Source organism: Okeania sp. KiyG1 (assembly GCF_014132355.1).
Lineage (GTDB): Bacteria > Cyanobacteriota > Cyanobacteriia > Cyanobacteriales > Microcoleaceae > Okeania.
Window position 1 is genome coordinate 12,286 of the sequence record NZ_BLZO01000130.1, and the last position, 16,987, is coordinate 29,272.

Annotated in this window: 15 protein-coding genes; 7 read left to right on the forward strand and 8 right to left on the reverse strand. The window is 38.2% G+C overall.

Annotated features, from left to right (window positions below):
- Window positions 1–339: 339 nt before the first annotated feature.
- Together SAGCYANO_RS31015 and SAGCYANO_RS31020 are read right to left on the reverse strand one after the other, a co-directional pair.
- Window positions 340–1,974, reverse strand: coding sequence for an aminotransferase class I/II-fold pyridoxal phosphate-dependent enzyme (locus SAGCYANO_RS31015; protein WP_202223594.1), 1,635 nt, complete (start codon window positions 1,972–1,974; stop codon window positions 340–342).
- 636 nt (window positions 1,975–2,610) lie between these two features.
- Complete coding sequence (locus SAGCYANO_RS31020) at window positions 2,611–4,368, reverse strand: fatty acyl-AMP ligase (protein WP_202223595.1); 1,758 nt, start codon at window positions 4,366–4,368, stop codon at window positions 2,611–2,613.
- A gap of 438 nt (window positions 4,369–4,806) precedes the next feature.
- Here SAGCYANO_RS31020 and SAGCYANO_RS31025 point away from each other — a divergent pair, with 438 nt between their 5' ends.
- From SAGCYANO_RS31025 to SAGCYANO_RS31055, 7 genes are all read left to right on the forward strand, one after another.
- Window positions 4,807–5,544 (forward strand): SDR family oxidoreductase, encoded by a 738-nt coding sequence (locus SAGCYANO_RS31025; RefSeq protein ID WP_202223596.1) that lies wholly within the window; start codon window positions 4,807–4,809, stop codon window positions 5,542–5,544.
- A gap of 183 nt (window positions 5,545–5,727) precedes the next feature.
- Complete coding sequence (locus SAGCYANO_RS31030; RefSeq protein WP_202223597.1) at window positions 5,728–6,465, forward strand: SDR family oxidoreductase; 738 nt, start codon at window positions 5,728–5,730, stop codon at window positions 6,463–6,465.
- Window positions 6,466–6,488: 23 nt separating this feature from the next.
- Window positions 6,489–7,226, forward strand: a complete 738-nt coding sequence (locus SAGCYANO_RS31035; protein WP_202223598.1) for an SDR family oxidoreductase — start codon at window positions 6,489–6,491, stop codon at window positions 7,224–7,226.
- Between the two features lie 113 nt (window positions 7,227–7,339).
- The gene (locus tag SAGCYANO_RS31040) at window positions 7,340–7,942 is read left to right on the forward strand and encodes a sulfotransferase domain-containing protein (RefSeq protein ID WP_202223599.1); all 603 of its coding nucleotides are present in this window, start codon (window positions 7,340–7,342) and stop codon (window positions 7,940–7,942) included.
- A 58-nt stretch (window positions 7,943–8,000) separates the two neighbouring features.
- Complete coding sequence (locus SAGCYANO_RS31045) at window positions 8,001–8,243, forward strand: hypothetical protein (protein ID WP_202223600.1); 243 nt, start codon at window positions 8,001–8,003, stop codon at window positions 8,241–8,243.
- Between the two features lie 153 nt (window positions 8,244–8,396).
- On the forward strand, window positions 8,397–9,785 hold the full coding sequence (locus SAGCYANO_RS31050; RefSeq protein WP_202223601.1) for an AAA family ATPase: 1,389 nt from the start codon (window positions 8,397–8,399) through the stop codon (window positions 9,783–9,785).
- Window positions 9,785–10,360 carry a hypothetical protein gene (locus SAGCYANO_RS31055; protein ID WP_202223602.1) on the forward strand — a complete coding sequence of 192 codons (576 nt, stop codon included), beginning with the start codon at window positions 9,785–9,787 and terminating at the stop codon, window positions 10,358–10,360. The genes SAGCYANO_RS31050 and SAGCYANO_RS31055 overlap by 1 nt, the downstream gene beginning before the upstream one ends.
- A gap of 787 nt (window positions 10,361–11,147) precedes the next feature.
- Here the strand turns inward: SAGCYANO_RS31055 and SAGCYANO_RS31060 are convergent.
- The 6 genes from SAGCYANO_RS31060 to SAGCYANO_RS31085 all read right to left on the reverse strand — a co-directional run bounded on the left by SAGCYANO_RS31060 (window position 11,148) and on the right by SAGCYANO_RS31085 (window position 16,913).
- Window positions 11,148–11,663 (reverse strand): hypothetical protein, encoded by a 516-nt coding sequence (locus tag SAGCYANO_RS31060; RefSeq protein WP_202223603.1) that lies wholly within the window; start codon window positions 11,661–11,663, stop codon window positions 11,148–11,150.
- 471 nt (window positions 11,664–12,134) lie between these two features.
- On the reverse strand, window positions 12,135–13,376 hold the full coding sequence (locus SAGCYANO_RS31065; protein ID WP_202223604.1) for an FAD-dependent oxidoreductase: 1,242 nt from the start codon (window positions 13,374–13,376) through the stop codon (window positions 12,135–12,137).
- The gene (locus SAGCYANO_RS31070) at window positions 13,369–13,881 is read right to left on the reverse strand and encodes a hypothetical protein (protein ID WP_202223605.1); all 513 of its coding nucleotides are present in this window, start codon (window positions 13,879–13,881) and stop codon (window positions 13,369–13,371) included. Before SAGCYANO_RS31070 ends, SAGCYANO_RS31065 begins: the two co-directional genes overlap by 8 nt.
- Before the next feature lie 469 nt (window positions 13,882–14,350).
- Window positions 14,351–14,473, reverse strand: a complete 123-nt coding sequence (locus SAGCYANO_RS31075) for an ATP-binding protein (RefSeq protein WP_202223620.1) — start codon at window positions 14,471–14,473, stop codon at window positions 14,351–14,353.
- 300 nt (window positions 14,474–14,773) lie between these two features.
- Window positions 14,774–16,246: a GAF domain-containing protein gene (locus SAGCYANO_RS31080; protein ID WP_202223606.1), complete on the reverse strand. Its 1,473-nt coding sequence runs from the start codon at window positions 16,244–16,246 to the stop codon at window positions 14,774–14,776.
- Window positions 16,194–16,913: a hypothetical protein gene (locus SAGCYANO_RS31085; RefSeq protein WP_202223607.1), complete on the reverse strand. Its 720-nt coding sequence runs from the start codon at window positions 16,911–16,913 to the stop codon at window positions 16,194–16,196. Before SAGCYANO_RS31085 ends, SAGCYANO_RS31080 begins: the two co-directional genes overlap by 53 nt.
- Between the last annotated feature and the right edge of the window lie 74 nt (window positions 16,914–16,987).

The window sequence follows — 16,987 nt, forward strand, 5'->3', positions numbered from 1 at the left end:
AGCTAAAACTGTGCAGAGCGATTATTGGTGCGGGGGCGGGTTCACCAGCTTTTGGGTAAAACCATTAACTTAACGCGGAACCCGCCCCTACCGCGGAACCCGCCCCTACCGCGGAACCCGCCCCTACCGCGGAACCCGCCCCCTACCGCGGAACCCGCCCCTACTGGCGTAACACAGCTAAAACTGTGCAGAGCGATTATTGGTGCGGGGGCGGGTTCACCAGCTTTGGGTAAAACCATTAACTTAACGCGGAACCCGCCCCTACCCGATGCACCATTTTAGGTGTGCCACTCCACTACAAATAGCGTTTATGCGTAAGTCCTAATTAGCTATTAGCTATTAAATATTCATTTTCCTCAGCTCTTCAGCAAGAGCATCTATAGTAAAATGAATTTGTTCCTCTGTGTGATGACAAGTAATAAAAAAGCGCAGTCTAGCTGCATTGTGTGGCACAGATGGATAAAACATAAACGGTACATTAATTCCCCGCTTAAATAAATTTTGGGATAATAGTACAGACTTAATAGACTCACCCACAATAATAGGTATGACCGGAGAATCTTTACTCATACCAGTATTCAAACCTAGTTCGCGAGCGCATTCCAAAAATAGTCGAGACCTTTCTTGCAATTGTGTCACTCTTTCAGGTTCCGCCTTCAACAAACGAATAGCTGCTAATACTGATGCTGCATCTGGTGGGGAAATACCTACACTATAGACAAATCCTGGAGAAGTATATTTAAGATATTCTACTAATGCTTTGCTTCCAGCAATATAACCACCACAACTAGCAAAAGATTTACTTAATGTACCCATCCATAGATCGATATCATTGGGGTTGACCCCAAAATACTCACTAATACCCCTACCATGGCTGCCAATGGTACCGATAGAATGAGCCTCATCTACCATCAGAAAAGCTTTGTAACGTTGTTTAATCTCTATAAATTTCGGTAAGTCTGGAATATCACCATCTGTACTATATACACCTTCTATAGCAATAAGTATCCGTTTATAACGATGACGGCGATCGCTCAATAACCTATCCAAAGCTTGCCAGTCATTATGAGGAAAAGCAATAATAGTTGCTCCCGATAATAAACAGCCTTGGAAAATACTATTATGGCTCAAAGAATCATGGAGAATTAAATCATTTTGCCCAAACAAATGACTAATAGTAGTTACATTAGTCGCATGACCGCCAACATAAACAATACTATCCTCAACGCCTATAAAATCAGCAATTTCTCTTTCTAATTCCTGATGTAATGGCTTTTCTCCTGATAATAACCTACTGGCAGAAACAGAAGTACCATAGCGATCGATAGCTTCCTTTGCTGCATTAGATACTGAGGAGTCGCCACACATACCTAAATAATTGTAGGTGGCATAATTCACCAATTCCCTACCATCGATAACTGTGGTATTATTATTAATCCCTTCTTGAGGTATAAAAAACGGATTACCAATACCTGTAGCATTAATTTCTGCCATTTGCTTTTGCAGTTGCAGATATTCTGGGTACAGGTCGAAGTTATAATATTCTAAAGGAATTTCTTCAGTTTCAATAGTTGGATTAGAAGTTGAGACCTCAGCCTCATCTTCTAATTTTTTGTGAATATTTGGCCCTGTATCCTGGGTGGTATCCTCCACTAAATATTCAGCTAAAGCCTCAATAGTAGGATAATCCAATAATAGAGTTGGAGGAAGTCGCCGACCGAGGAGATTTTCTAGTTCTCCAGAAAGATTGACCACTTCAATTGAGTTGAGGCCATAATCAATAAAATCCCGCTCAATATCTATCTCATTGGTATTAAGTTCTAGTCGTTCGGCCAATTGGGATATCAACCAGGACTTAATAGTTTCCGTAGATGGAGATAATTGTGGGACTTGCAAGGCAGGGTCTGGATCGTTTTTCACTAAAGACAGATGTTGGCTGTCTTTCTCATTCGTAAGCTGGTTCAACAGTTTCATTGTTCACTCCTGCACCACGTTAAAATTGCTCATAACTCAGTTTTTTCTAGTAGCTTATAGGCAATAGCATATATTGGGGTCAAAAAATCCCTCTAAGAGGTCGTTTGAGAAGTCCCTTATGGTACATCACTCGCCCCCTAAATCCCCCAAAATTGGGGGACTTTTACCAGTTCATGGATTCTTGTTCCCCCCAGAATTAGGGGGATAGGGGGCAAAATTCAGTATTAAACAACTTTTCAGATATCCTCTAAAAATCAAAAATCAAGTTTCCGAATTACTTGGATGAGATTTTGACTTGTAACAATTACCTGAAATAGCTAACTATTTCAACTGATTGACCACCCCAAAAAAACGCTGGGGAAGCCATGATGGTTATGTGCAATTATCTTATACGAAGTAGGAAGAAGGAGCTATCTTCAAATCAAGTCAAAAGTTAAAAGTCAAAAGTCAAAAGTTAGAAGTTAAATCAAGTCAAAAGTTAAAAGTCAAAAGTCAAAAGTTAGAAGTTAAATCAAGTCAAAAGTTAAAAGTCAGAAGTAATCCCTGACTAACTTTGAGCATTTATAATAGCTTTACGGGCAAGTTAGAAGTTTGTAGGGGTGATTCGCGAATCACCCCTACAGAAGTCAAAAGTAATTATTCAAATACCTTTAAAGTTCCTGTCAAAAAGCCATCACGACAAGCATAGCGCTGAACTTTCCCGCTAGAAGTCTTAGGAATAGCTCCTGGCTTAAGCAATAATACCCTATAAGTCTGTAAGTCGTGATTCCTTGATATAACTCGTTGGATAGACTTCATTAAATCCTCAGAAGAATTGGAACTTTCCGTCCCAGACTTGCCATTACGCCGACTAACTTCCCGAAAATTACGTTCCACCTCAGCCACTACTACTAAACGTTCTTCTCCTGCCACCTCTAAAGAAAAGCTAGCAATACAACCTGGTCTAATCATGGGATGACTTTGCTCAACTGTCCATTCAATGTCTTGAGGGTAATGATTCCGACCATTAATAATAATCACATCCTTCAGACGACCCGTCACAAATAATTCCCCACCCTCTATAAACCCTAAATCTCCAGTTCTCATAAATGGATATTTCCCAGGAGCTTCAGGTAAATAAGCCTCAAAAGTCTGCTTTGTTTCCTCTGGTTTGCGCCAATAACCTTCAGCAATACTTGGTCCAGAAACCCAAATTTCTCCAACTTCACCTTCAGCACAGAGAGTTAATTTTTCTGGATGGACAATTTTAATCTGTTGGTCTGGCAAAGCTTGACCACAACCTACTAATGTTTTTGTTCCTTCTGTTTCAGAAACTAAGACGATCTGGTTTTGTTCTAATGCGTTAGTCGCAATAGTAGTTTGAACTGGTGGGGCAAATTTATCGCCTCCAGAAATTATCAGAGTAGCTTCTGCCATCCCGTAACAAGGATAAAAAGCTTCTCGACGGAAACCACAAACTTCAAAAGTTTTGGCAAATCTTTCTAAAACTTGGGCACTAATAGGTTCAGCACCGTTAAATGCTACTTCCCAACTACTTAAATCCAAATTTTGAATCTGTTCGGCTTTAATTTTACGGACACACAGATCGTAAGCAAAGTTAGGTCCACCACTGGTAGTCCCTTGATGTTGAGAAATAGCTTGTAGCCAGCGCACCGGACTTTGGAGAAACATTAACGGAGACATTAAAACTACTGGAAATGCTCCATATAAAGGTTGTACTATTCCACCAATTAAACCCATATCGTGATAGGGAGGTAGCCAGATTACTCCTTTGCTTTCTACAGAATGTCCAAAACATTGATGAATCAGACTAGAGTTATGCAAAAGGTTGTGGTGAGTAATCATTACCCCTTTTGGTGTGGCTGTGGAACCGGATGTATATTGAAGGAAGGCAAGGGTATTTTCGTTGATATTAGGTTCAAGCCATTTTTCTGCAAAATTGTCTGGAATATGGTCAGTAGCTAACCAACCTAAATTATTCAATTCTGGGGTTTCTGAGGCGCGACGTTCTAGGGTGGAAATGATAGATTTAGTTGTTAGAGCTACTTTGGCCTCTGTATCTCTAATAATTGTTTGAATGCGGGCCAGGGAGCGATTTGGTCTAGGGGGATAGGCGGGAACTGCAATAATTCCAGCATAAAGACATCCAAAAAAGGCGCTAATATACTCTAGTCCCGGTTGATAGATGAGTAAAGCACGTTCTCCTGGTGGACATACTGATTGGAGATAGGCAGCGATCGCCCGTGAATGTTGTTCTAGTTGTTGATAGGTGAGGCTAATTGTGTTTGTTTCTCCGTCTACTAAAAAGGTATAAGCTATTTGTTTGGGGTTTTCGATAGCTCTGTTTTGTAATAAATCTACTAATGTTTTAATTTTTTTATCTAAACTATTCATATTATTTTTGATAGAAAAACTAGGGTTCTAGCAATTAATTTATAGCAGAAGGAAGGAAGAAGTAAGAAGGAGGTTTTAGTTATCTATGATATATTTCCCTGGGTTGGCTTTTGATTAAAAATCGATCTAAAGTTGCCAAAATATATCAATTTATTAATATTAGAGCTATTATTTTAAGAGCATATCTGAAAAGTTTTTTGATTCTGAATTTTGCCCCCCTAGCCCCCCAACTTTGGGGGGAACAAGAGTCAATTTGCGTCTAAAAGTCCCCCAAAATTGGGGGGGACAAGAGTCAATTTGCGTCTAAAAGTCCCCCAAAATTGGGGGATGCGCGGGGGCTTGGATTTAGCATCTAAAAGTCCCCCAAAATTGGGGGATGCGCGGGGGCTTGGATTTAGCAAATGGGACTTCTCAGACAACCTCTAAGTCTGAAATAAAATGACACAACAACATATAACCTTAATTACTGGTGCAAGTCGGGGAATAGGTTTCTCTACGGCAGAATACCTGGCAAAAAAAGGACATCTAGTAATTGGCCTGGCACGTCATGCCCCCGAAAAGACCTTTCCTGGTGAATTTTTTACAGTCGATCTGAGCGATCGCGATGCTACAACAGAAACTCTGGCTAATTTAACCAAGCAGTATGCTTTTGATGGAGTGGTCAATAATGTAGGAATAGCACACCCAGAGCTACTAGAAGAAATAACACTTGATAATTTCGATGCAGTTATTGACTTAAATTTGCGTGTTGCTATCCAAGCTGTGCAAGCAGTGGTGCCATTAATGAAGGCAAAAAAGTGGGGTCGTATTGTTAATATTTCCAGTATCGCTGCTTTGGGAGCGCAAAACCGTGGCACTTATGCTGTCAGTAAGGCCGGAATTATTAGTTTAACTCGCACTTGGGCTTTGGAGTTGGTATCGAGTGGGATAACTGTTAATGCTGTTGCTCCTGGGCCTATTGATACAGAATTATTTAGATATTATTACCCATCAGGAAGTGAAGTGGAAAAGCGCTATTTAAGTGGGGTGCCAATAGGACGTTTTGGTAAACCTTCGGAGGTAGCTGCAAGCATTGGCTTTTTCTTTTCAGAAGAGGCAGGTTATATTACTGGGCAAACTCTTTTTGTAGATGGTGGTTGTACCATTGATACACATCCTTATTATAAGGCAAGATAACGAAGTCAGAAGTCAGAAGTCAGAAGTCAACCCACCCCTAACCCCTCCCAACCCACCCCTAACCCCGACCGTGGAGGGAGGGGAAGTAGGGGATGGGTGAGCAACTCTCCAAAAATATTGCGCCAGTCAAGGCGGGGTTTTAGACCTATGTTATTTTGATAAATTATTTTACTATCCAGAAAAATGACAGAAAAACACATCACTTTAATTACAGGTGCAAGTCGGGGAATAGGTTTTTCTACAGCAGAATACCTAGCCAAACAAGGACATCTGGTAATTGGTCTTGCACGTCACGTTCCAGAAAAACCCTTTCCTGGTGAATTTTTTACAGTCGATCTGAGCGATCGCCACGCCACAACAGAAACTCTGGCTAATTTAACGAAACAATATTCTTTTGATGGAGTTGTCAATAATGTAGGAATAGTACACCCACAACCACTAGAGGAGGTAACACTGGATAATTTCGAGGCTGTTATTGATTTAAATTTGCGTGTTGCGATACAAACTGTTCAAGCAGTGGTGCCATCAATGAAGGCGAAAAAGTGGGGTCGTATTGTTAATATTTCCAGTATCGCTGCTTTGGGAGCGCAAGACCGCACCAGTTATACTATAGCAAAAGCTGGAATGATTAGTTTGGCTCGCACTTGGGCTTTGGAGTTTGTGTCAAGTGGGATAACTGTTAATGTTGTTGCTCCTGGGAGAATAGAAACAGAAATTGGTAGGCGCATTTTTCCAACTGGAAGTGAAGAGGAAAAGCGCTTAATTTGTGGGATACCAATGAAGCGTGCTGGTAAACCTTCGGAAGTAGCAGCAGCTATTGGCTTTTTCTTTTCAGAGGAAGCAGGTTATATTACTGGGCAAACTCTTTTTGTAGATGGTGGGTGTAGCATTGATATACACCCTTATTACAAGGCAAGATAAATATTATTTTACTCTCAAGAAAAATGACACAACAACATATAACCTTAATTACTGGTGCAAGTCGGGGAATAGGTTTCTCTACAGCAGAATACCTGGCGAGAAAAGGACACCTAGTAATTGGCCTGGCACGTCATGTCCCCGAAAAGACCTTTCCTGGTGAATTTTTTACAGTCGATCTAAGCGATCGCGATGCTACAACAGAAATTCTGGCTAATTTAACCAAGCAATATTCTTTTGATGGAATAGTTAATAATGTAGGAATAGTACACCCACAACCATTAGAGGAGGTTACACTGGATAACTTCGAGGCAGTTATTGACTTACATTTGCGTGTTGCGATACAAACTGTTCAAGCAGTGGTGCCATCAATGAAGGCGAAAAAGTGGGGTCGTATTGTTAATGTTTCTAGTATTGCTGGTTTGGGAGTGCCATATCGCACCAGTTATGCTGCAGCTAAAGCAGGAATGATGTGTTTTACTCGCACCTGGGCGTTGGAATTTGTCAAGAGTGGGATAACTGTTAATGCTGTTGCTCCTGCAAAAATAGAAACAAAAATGGCTAGAAGTATTTTTTCAGCAGGAAGTGAAGAGGAAAAGCGCTTAATAAGTGGGATACCAATGGGACGTGCTGGCAAACCTTCGGAGGTCGCTGCAGCTATTGGTTTTTTCTTTTCAGAAGAAGCAGGTTATATTACTGGGCAAATTCTTTATGTAGATGGTGGTTGTAGCATTGATATACATCCTTATTACAAGGCTAGATAAATCATTGATTAAAATATAAAGATGAACCAAATATAAAATCAATTGTGCCAGAATATCCTATAGCATAAGTGATATAATTTATATTTTTGACAGCGATTAATTCAGGACTGAAAATGCACATTATAAAAATTGGGTTACCTAAAAGTGGCAATTTTTGGCTACATACAATCTTACATAATATTATTGATTATAGCAGTATTAAATATGAAAGTTTTATTCAAAATCAACCTATATATGAAATTGCTAAAACTTGGGATGTTAATCAGGTAAAAGAGCAAGTTAATATTAATTTTTTAGATATTACAAGAAATTCTGTATCTTATAGAATAGGTAATATATTTAGATATCCAGTTGATGATTTAGATGATTATATTCACAGTTCTACTTTAGTTTGGACTCATTCCCAAATGAGCGATAGTGTGTTAAAAATCATCAAAAAATTTGACAAGTTAATATACATTATTCGTGACCCTAGAGATGTATTGGTTTCTTGGTCTAATTTTGTATTTTCTCCTTATATGCAAAGATTTTATCCTTTTTTGATTGTTGATGAAACTAACCCAGAAAGTTATTTGATTAACAATCTGACCACGATTATTTCTGACTGGATGAATCATGTGGGGGGATATTTAAAACATCAGAAATATTTGAATATTCACTTTGTTTTCTATGAAAGATTGCTAGATGATTTTGACCTAGAGCTAGAAAAATATTAGAATATTTGGAAATTGAATTAGATAAAAAGCTAGAGATGAAATTAAAGAAAAAGTATCATTGAATAGCATGAAACAAGATAGTCCTAATCATATCAGAAAAGGTCAATTGGCACAGTGGGTTAATATTCTCACCGATTCCCAAAAAGAGGAGGTTTTGCAAATGGCAACTCCTCTATTAAAGCTGTTAAATTATCCGTTGAATAGTCAAATAGATACTTTGCCAGAGTTACCTGAAAAATTACCTGAAAATATTAGTTTACCAGATGGGAAAGTGGTATTACTCAAACCATCAAATCATTGAATTCAAAAGTAAAAAGTCAAAAGTAAAAAGTATTAATTTGTAATTGTTTTAGGATTTTGTAACTGGTAAGTTATTTCCGCCATCCTGCACTAGGAGCGATCGAAGTTTTCCTGCCGAATGCGGAGCTAAAAACCATTTTTAGGAATTAAAAGAATGAAAATTAAAATCCAAAATCTTGGCGTATTAAAGCAAGCTGAATTTACTCTTGCCGATCTGACGATTATTTGTGGAGGTAACAATACTGGCAAGACTTACGCTACTTATGCCTTATTTGGATTTTTGTCTACTTGGGAACAGATACTTACTATTGATGTTGACGATAAAATTCAGCAATTACTATCTGAAGGTGTGATTCGTATTGAGATACAAGAATATATTAAACAGACTCAACAAATTGTTGCGAAAGGTTGTCAGGCATATACCGAGGAATTACCAACTATTTTTGCAGCAACGCCTGAACGATTCAAAAAAACAAAATTTGATATCATCGTTGATACAAATAACATTAATTTGAAGACTCAATTTGAGCATCAAATCATGTTCCCAGGTGTAGAACTTTTTTCACTGAATAAAAATGATGATAGTACAGAATTAGTTGTGGTGCTTCTAGTTGAACAAGAAAAAGTGAAAATTCCTACTGAGGTTCTTAATCATTTTATTACAGAAGCTCTCAAAGAAATTATTTTTTCTCAACTTTTTCCTAAACCTTTCATCGCTAGTGCAGAAAGAACAGGTGCTGCTATTTTTCGCAAAGAGTTAGATTTTACCCGCAACCGTTTGCTTAAAAAAATAGGTCAGGCAGATTATAGGATTAATCCAAGAGAGATTTTATTTAGAGGATATCAAGATTATCCACTTCCAGTTGAAGAAAATGTAGAGTTTACACGGGAACTAGAGACAATTTCCAAACAACGTAGTTTTCTTTATAATGACTATCCTGAAGTTTTGAATGATTTCGCCGATATTATTGGAGGTGAGTATACAGTTACTCCCAGTGACCAACTTTATTATATGCCGAAACAAGGGAAACGACCTCCAAAACTGTCTATGCTTGAAAGTTCTAGCGCTGTGCGTTCCTTACTAGATATTGGTTTTTATCTAAAACACGAAGCTCAACCTGGGGACTTACTGATGGTAGATGAACCAGAGTTAAACCTACATCCCGAAAACCAGCGTCGTGTTGCTAGACTATTTGCTCGACTTATTAATCTGGGAATCAAGGTTTTTATTACTACTCATAGTGATTACATTATCAAAGAATTGAATACCCTAATTATGCTGAATCACGATAAACCTCATCTTAAGCGCATTGCTGAGGAGGAGGGTTATCAAAAAGAAGAATTAATATCTGCTGAAAAGATTAAGGTATATATTGCGGAAGAAAAACTTATGCAACCAAAAGGTTATAAAAGAAAAATTAAGTGCCCAACTTTTACCCTAGCAAATATTGACCCGGAAATGGGTATTGAAGCTCGTAGTTTTGATACAACTATTGAAGAAATGAATCGAATTCAGGAAGCGATCGCCTGGGGCGAAGATTGATGGTTGATTCTGATATTGATATCCTTAAAAGGATGATTCAACCGGAAGCTACAGTAGCATTAGAATCCGAATATCAGAAGAATATCGTCAAACTAACAGAAGATTGTGATAACTACACTGTAACTATTTATGGAATGCCCGATGATGATGAAGTTATTGTGATTAAGGTGGATACTTTTAGCGCACCAAAAGAAATTTTCCAGGCAAACCGGGGTGAATGCAAACGTGCAGATTTTGCCATTATTGCCGATATTATCGAAAAAGGAAAATTTATCGTCTTTATTGAAATGAAGGGAGGAAAAAAGACATCTAAAGAAAAAGAGATTATCCAGCAACTAAAAGGGGCGCAGTGTTTTGTTGAATATTGTCAAGCAATTGGTAAGTCATTTTGGGAGAAACAAGATTTTCTTGATGATTATAAATATCGTTTTGTCAGTATTAAGAATATCAAAATTCCTAAGAGTAAAACACGATATGAATCTAAAGCTAATATCCACGATACTCCAGAAAATATGTTAAAAATTAGCTCTCCAAATCACATTCAATTTAATCATTTGATAGGACATAAAAAATAATTAGGGCTTGCTGATTAATTATCAACATATTTACAGATAAAGACTTTAGCCTTTTTGGAGTCGAAAAAAGTGCGCCTATTTCAGTCTAAAAAGCTCAAAAAATTAGTATTTTATATCATGTCCGGATAAGAGCGTGATGAAAAAACTTATCACGAGTGCTTAAACAATAAATCTTTCTATTTTCCCTACTCCCCTACTCCCCTACTCCCCTACTATCTTAATAATAAGTATTCAACCGGACATGATATTAGGCGCATAGTTGGGCAGAACAATCAAGGGAAAATTCTTTCTTATACCTCCTCTAAATTCTCATTTATCCTGTCTCCTACCCCTACTAAAAGACTTTTTCAGCAGACCCTAATTATTTCTCAGGTTTTGTCCTGGGATTTTAGCAGTAACTTTTTATTTTTTCTCAAGTTCTAAATTGGTTTTACCTTCCCCAAAATTAATAGCTGTTAACGCAGTTCCGACCTAGGAGGCTAGCTAATAGCTGACCGCTGTTTGCGCAGCATTCCGGAGGAAATGCTTACCGAATAATTAATAATTAATAATTAAATAATTCGTGCCTTGAAGCCTCCCCTTTTAAGGGGAAAAAAAGCGGTCGAGGGATGGCGTTTTGCTCCGCAACATATAAAGCGGAGCGGCTCTGATAAGAGCGGGTCTCCTCGCCATATCCAATCAACCAAGAGAAGAAATAATGTTTCCTTATATTCAATTAAGGACAGTTTTAACCAGAGGTAATTATCAATTATCAATTATCAATTATCAATTATCAATTAATGAAAGACTATCTTAGTACCTCTGATTGAACAAAAGCAGGTTTAATAAACTCATCCCTATCTTGTAAACTAATATAACCTTGATTAACTGCTAGACTCATTAATTCAGTTAAAAATTGCTTTAATTCAGTCAAAACCTGTTGTTTATTCAATATAATTAATGATTCCTGAGAATAATAATTAAGCTCTTTTAAATAACATTTAATTTGCGTATCAACAGGAACAAACTTTATTCTACACCAATAACTTTCAACGAAATCTAAACCCATGATTTTATCCTGTTCTAACTCTCCTATTTGTTCAGTGAATCTATCCTCCAATAAGATACAAATATCAGGATCTAAAAAGACCTTAAACTTAGTTTGCCCAATTTCTACAATAACTTGACGATTAAACTCATAACAAAACTTCCTTAACCCTAATTCAAAGTCAGATAACTCCCCTAAAGGATCATCAGGAGGAGTAGTAAAATTTTCTATATTTTTATGACCTAATCTTAGTTTAAATTGCTTAATTTTATTCATTTTGACCTCTTATTTATAGTTTATTTTAGGCTCAACAATAGGATAAGCATACTTAATTGTTCCATCTGAATTTCTGCCAATTTCCGCATAAACTACATTTTCACTAATCCTTCCATCATCATGATAAACTCTACCAATAAGACAATTAAATTTAATGACCAAAAAAGAAGGTTTCAAGCCTCCCCTTTCAAGAGGATAAAAAAGATAAACTTCAGTATTTCAAGGCTCTGGATTTATCAGTACCTCTTCATGGAGAAATGGTATTAGGAGAATAAAAAGGTTATCAGCTAACATTATTGAGTAGTTGCTTGAATATATTCAAAAGCTGCTACTCAAACAATATAATCATTAGACATCTCCATAAAAGAGAGAGTAGGGAACCCACCCCTAACCCCTCCCAGGAGGGGAAAGAATCGATAGTTTCTGTGCAATAATTGATTTGATTTTTATTATTGGAGATGTCTATTAAATTCAACTATTCAAACGCACAGGTGAAATTCCAAATGCAATCAACCGTGGCGGAATATCCCGCAACACAGGCAACTGCAAAAAAGCAGGAATAGTAAACTGCTGATTTTGATTCAACGCACGAGCAATAATCCGTTTTTGAGCTAACTCCTGAAACCATTGAATAACTCTGGTGGGAAACTCCCGTTGGCGCTGCACCTCTGCTAAGTCCCACAAATGCCAACTCCCACGTTTTAGCGGTTCGCTGAGAATATTTGTTGCCACAACTGCATCTTGAATAGCATAGTTAATACCAACCCCAGCTACAGGAGACATAACATGAGCAGCATCCCCAATGAACAGTAAACCCGGTAGATACCATTTAGGAAGACGACTCGACTCTACAGATAGAAAAGCAATATTAGACCAATCTTCAAGTAAATGGGAGCGATCGCTAAATTCTGGCACCAACTCAACCAAAGACTTTCGCAAAAAATCTATACCAGCAGTGCGCAGTTGGGCAAAAGCACCCTTAGAAATCATATAAGCTACTTGCCAGAAATCTGAGCGTTGGCGGAGCCTAGCGGCAGCTACATCGAGCAAAACTACCATCTTGCCATTACCTACACGACCTGATAAACCATTAGGTTCCTCTGACTTGCGTGGCAAACGAAACCACATTACATCCATTGGTGGAGAAGTTTTAATTGGTTCAAAACCTGCTAACTGACGCATTCGAGAGAAACGACCATCTGCTCCCACTGTTAATAATGCTCTAACTTCGTGCCAACCTCCATGTCCGCGATAACGCACCCCACGCACTACTCCATCCTCTTTAATAATTTCCTGTACGTTTGCACCCATGATTAAATTAAAATTGGGATACTGTTGCGCTTCAGTAGCAATAAAATCTAAAAATTTTGCTTGTGGCAAGATAGTAATATAGGGATATGCAGTTTTTAAGCGACTGAAGTCAGTCAGAGCAATGTCACCATTGGTAGAATTTAACTTGAGTGTGCGAGCTTTGGAATGGGGTAACTCTAACAAACGGTCAGCTAAACCTATTTGTGCCATTATTTCCATTACGGAAGGATGAATAGTATCACCTCGAAAATCGCGATCGAAGTCTTGATGTAATTCCAGGAGAGTGACTGAGATACCTTGACGTGCTAACAATAATCCTAATACAACTCCTGCTGGTCCGCCGCCAACAATGCAACAAGTTGTTTGCTGTACATCGATAATTTCATGGGTATTATTAGTCATTTTCTTTAAGTTTTTCCTTCAATTGATTTAACTGTTCTGGTGTTAGTTTAATTTGTACTTCCAATAACTGAGTTGCATCCCGAAATAAGATACTATTTTCTTCGACTAAAATTTCAGGATTATTAATTTCAATTCTTTGATATTTTACTTCTGGCAATGCAACTCTAATTACCAATTGTTGTTGAGATTTAGGAAAAATATATAATTCCTGACGAGTATGATGTAATTCTAGTTTTTGAACAGTTGTATTGCTTTCTGTCGTAGAGTTTGGTTTTTGCCAATAAAGAGTAATACCGCGAATTTCTGGTTTAGCTATCTCAAATATTTCATCAAATCTTTGAGGTTCCCAATCAAGTTCTGTAACATCTCCACTGACAGGAATAACTCGCTGTCGCCAGGTAATTTCTTTGTCAGCTATAGCTGCCCACCATTGACGAATAGTGTCTAGATTATTAGGATTTTCTGGATTATTGCTACCTAATTGCCAAATAGTTTTAAGCTGCATATTTATAGATGGTTTGAGTTAAGTGAGTATGAATCTAAGTTATCAGGACTTACGCAAATCAACCTTGAAAATCCCATATGTAGGGGCGTTTTGCTCCGCAACATATAAAGCGGAGCTTTGCGGAACGCAAATGGCATTTGCGTTCCGCAAAGCTGCGCTAACGCCCTCACTCGATTTAGTTTCCGTGCATAAGTCCTGTTATAATAGTATTATACTATAAAAGCAAATTAAATTGAAATAAGAGGAAAAAAAAAGTGACTAACTTTTTGACCGTTTAACATAAAAAAAAACAGGATAGTGAGCGATTGCTTTTTTCTCTTCCATTGAATAAATCATATCATGTCTTTTGGTATCGTTTGTGTAAACCCAAGAGTGAATATCTACAGGAAATTTAATTTTTTTTCTTCCCTCTTCCTTCTTCCTTGTTTTTTTCCTAAAAACATCTTCCCTATTCCCTATTCCCTATTCCCTATTCCCTATTCCCTATGTCTAAAGGAAGAGAAATAATAAATTCTGTGCCTTTCTCTAATTGTGACCTACAAGTTATTGTCCCGCCATGTTTTTCTACAATAATTTGTCGCGCGATCGCCATGCCTAATATCAAATCCGTTTAATTCGGCACGTAAAAAATGTTCCATCTTCAACGATTACCAAATATTTCTCCCCTCCAGGGAGGGGTTAGGGTGGGTCCCCATCCCCACATTCCCCTCCAGGGAGGGGTTAGGGTGGGTCCCCCTCCAGGGAGGGGTTAGGGTGGGTCCCCCTCCAGGGAGGGGTTAGGGGTGGGTCCCCCTCCAGGGAGGGGTTAGGGGTGGGTCCCCCTCCAGGGAGGGGTTAGGGGTGGGTCCCCCATCTCCCCATCTCCCCATCTCCCCATCTAATTACACCGATGCTACCGGATTTGATATAATCCTGTTCCTTTGCCCACCCCCTTAGTTGTAAACCCCTGCTCGAATATTTGTGAGCGCACTTTTTCGCTCATTCCTGAACCATTATCGGCAATTTCTACCACCGCCATATTTTTATCGGTACTTAATTTCGTACTAATAGTAATGCGATTATTATTAGCTTCAATATCAGCGTAATTTTTGCCTTCACTTGCCTCTTCTAATGCGTCAATTGCATTAGCTAAAATATTCATAAATACTTGATTTAATTGTCCTGGATAGCAGTTAATTTCTGGCAAATTTTCCGAGTTTTTTACTACTTCTATTTCTGGGCGGTGTTCATTAGCTTTGAGTCGATGTTTGAGAATTAATAAAGTGCTATCTATTCCTTGATGGATGTTAAATGGAACTTTCGCTATTGTATCGCTACGAGAAAAAGTTCTCATTGATTTACTAATCTCGGTAATGCGATTAGTTCCTTGTCTCATTGATTCGATCATTTCTGGCAAATCTTCTATCAGATCATCTAATTCTATCTCCTCAATTTTATCTTGAGTTGTTTTGCTATTCCAGTCACATCCTTGTTGATAAAGCTGCAATAAATCAATTAAATTTTGGATGTATTCGGTAGCGCAATCTAAGTTACCGGAAATAAAGTCTATAGGATTGTTAATTTCGTGGGCGACACCAGAAACCAACTGACCAATAGAAGCCATTTTTTCGCTTTGCACAAGTTGTAGTTGTGTTTGCTCCAATTGTTGGGCATAATTCTGAGATTTTTGATAGAGTCTGGCATTTTCTAACGAGATAGCAGCTTGAGAACAAAGTAAATTCAGAAATTCCACCCGATCGCTGGTAAACGCTCCTGTCACTTGATTATTTTCTAGATAGAGAATACCAATCATTTGACCCCGGTCTAATAACGGTAGACATAAAACAGACTGAGGTTGGTGCTCTTGAATATAAATATCTCCTGCATAAGCAGTTTCATGATTGGCATTATAGATAACTAGAGGCTTTTTGTTGTGCTTAACTTGGTTGATAATACTCAAGGGTATTGAATGACTTGTTTCTGCTGGAATAGCTTCTAGTTGTGAAATCCGGTCTTCAGTAGCAAAAGCTGTGAGCATTAAAACTTGGTCTTGCAACAGCATCAAGGCTACATTTTCTGCACCAGCATTTTCCATAACTACTTGCATTAAATTAGCGATCGCTCCTTCTAAAGATATGTCCTGTGAAAGGGTACGAGATGCTTTCATTAGGGTGGCTAAATCTAATATTTCTCCTTTACCTGTTGTGGTTTTGGAGATTGTTTCCATTGTTAGAGTTGCGATCGTAGTACTTGTGAGACAACTGAGTTTTTGCCGTTCGAGAATGGAGCTGAGGATGCTAGGATAGCGTTCTTCTAAGTCATCAGTTTTGGCTTTAGCTCCCCAACGAGCAACAATAGTAAGCTTCTTGCATATAGCCAGCAGCAACTTTTTCTTTGCCCCAGTCGAGGTAAAATTTAGCAGCTAGTTCGTTGGCGAGAGCTTCTTCTTGAATGAATCCATTTTTTTTAGCTCCAGCTATGGCGCAATCGTATAAGTTAAACACTTCAAAATATTGACTTGCAATGCGGTGACATTCAGCTTCAACTAAGTGAAACTTATGAGCATAGTTAGTTGGTGCAGATTCAGCCCATACTTTCATCTTCAACTGATTTGCACTCACTCGCTTCAAGTGACGATCGTTGGAATAACTGTGTTGTCCGCATAATGCCATTTGAACTAGGGAATCGTAGAAGTAAAACACCGGGACAGCAGATGATGCAATCACACTGTCAATATATTCCAAGGCCAGATTACTAAACTCTGCTGCTTTATCATAACATTCAAAGAGATAGTAAAGAACAAATTTGCCTTGATCAAGAAAATGAGAGCCAGTACGATCTCCTTCAGTACGATATTTTTCGATGGCATGGTTTTCATCATAAAATTCACCTATCAACAAACAAGGATCTTCTGATTCTCCCATTAGATTCAGGACAAACTGACATATATTATCATTCCAAGGCAAACTGTTGAGCAATTCAGTAGCTTCGATTGCTTGACGATTGAGTTTGATTTCCGTTTTAAGTTCTGTAAGTTCGCATCCAGTATACATCAGGTTTTGGGAATGACGGAATGAAGAGAGAGCTGCGTGTTGCAGGTCTCCTGATTCAAGAGCTATAAAGTAAG